Below are 1,317 nucleotides of genomic sequence, written 5' to 3' on the forward strand. Positions count from 1 at the left end.
ATATCCGAGAGGAGATGGAGGCTCGTGGCGTCACACCGATGATCCCGATGCGGCGAAGCCGCAAGATCCAGATCCCCGTCGATGACCACGTCTATGCCCTGCGAAACAGGATCGAGCGCTGCTTCAACAAGCTGAAGAACTTCCGCCGCCTCGCCACCCGCTACGACAAGACCGCCGACAGCTACCTCGGCTTCGTCCTCATCGCTGCTGTCCGCCTATGGACGCGCGTATTCGTCAACAGGACCTAGATTTCCGGTGCTTCGTGGTCGCACACTGATTGGCCATCGATGGATGGATCAGGCAAAGACCGCGCCCAGTTCGGCGAGCAGCAGCTGGCGCGTGTCCTTCGGCGACAGGATCGCGTCGGCCTCGGACACCGGCCAGTCGATACCGAGTGCCGGGTCGTTCCACCTGAGGCCGCGATCGTGCTCGGGGCTGTAGTAATTGGTCACCATGTACGCCAGTTCGCAATCCTCCTCCAGCGTGCAGAATCCATGCGCGAACCCGGCCGGCACCCACAACTGCTGGCCGTTCGCTGCCGACAATTCCACCGCGACATGACTGCCATAGGTGGGCGACGAGGTGCGCAGATCGACGGCGACGTCGAGCACCCGTCCGCGTGGGCAGCGCACCAGCTTTCCTTGCGCTTTTGGCGCAAGCTGGAAGTGCAGGCCGCGTACCGTGCCCTTAGGCTTTGAATAGGAGTGGTTGTGCTGGACGAATTGGACGTCGCCAGCCGTGCGGCGAAACGAGTCCTCCCGAAACACCTCGGAAAACCAGCCGCGTTCATCGCCGTGGCGCTTCGGTGTGACGAGGACGAGGCCAGCGATATCGAAACGACTGTAATCCATAGCTTGGTTTCAATCTCCGGCGTTGCGAACCGCAGAAGTGGTGGGTGCCGAGCATGGCCCGCTACCGTCCAGCAGGGCTCGACCGCAGGCTTGGGTCTGGCGAACCGGCAGGCGCAAAGCACGTTTGACGAAGCGGCGAATGGGGGAACGACGGACATGATCGAGCCCGCGGCGACCTCGCGGGCAAGGACCACCGAACTCAATGCACGGTCATAACGTCTAGGTCCTGTTGACGAATAGGATTCCCCTTCGGGTCCAGGAATGATTCAACGTCGCTTTCGGAGGGCGGCGGCGTTGATTCGAGACCTGATGAGCGACGAGGAATGGGCGTTCTTCGAACCCTTCGTGACGAGACGTGGCCCGCACAGCGGCCGGCGACCTCAGGGCCATCGGCGTGTCCTCGACGGCGTCTTCTGGATCGCCCGCACCGGCGCCCAGTGGCGCGATTTGCCCGAATTCTTCGGCA

3 protein-coding genes are annotated in these 1,317 nt (G+C 62.6%); 2 read left to right on the forward strand and 1 reads right to left on the reverse strand.

Annotation, left to right across the window (positions count from 1 at the left end; all coding sequences use genetic code 11):
• A partial coding sequence (locus tag EYW49_RS22800) for a transposase (protein WP_206365391.1) occupies nt 1–248 on the forward strand: 248 nt, incomplete at its 5' end.
• 48 nt (nt 249–296) lie between these two features.
• Here the strand turns inward: EYW49_RS22800 and rfbC are convergent.
• Complete coding sequence (gene rfbC / locus EYW49_RS22805) at nt 297–851, reverse strand: dTDP-4-dehydrorhamnose 3,5-epimerase (RefSeq protein ID WP_131312033.1); 555 nt, start codon at nt 849–851, stop codon at nt 297–299.
• Between the two features lie 261 nt (nt 852–1,112).
• Here rfbC and EYW49_RS22810 point away from each other — a divergent pair.
• Nucleotides 1,113–1,317, forward strand: a 205-nt coding sequence (locus EYW49_RS22810) for a transposase (RefSeq protein WP_131310539.1), incomplete at its 3' end; no start/stop codon positions are given.

Origin of the sequence: Siculibacillus lacustris (assembly GCF_004328075.1) — a bacterium.
Lineage (GTDB): Bacteria > Pseudomonadota > Alphaproteobacteria > Rhizobiales > Ancalomicrobiaceae > Siculibacillus > Siculibacillus lacustris.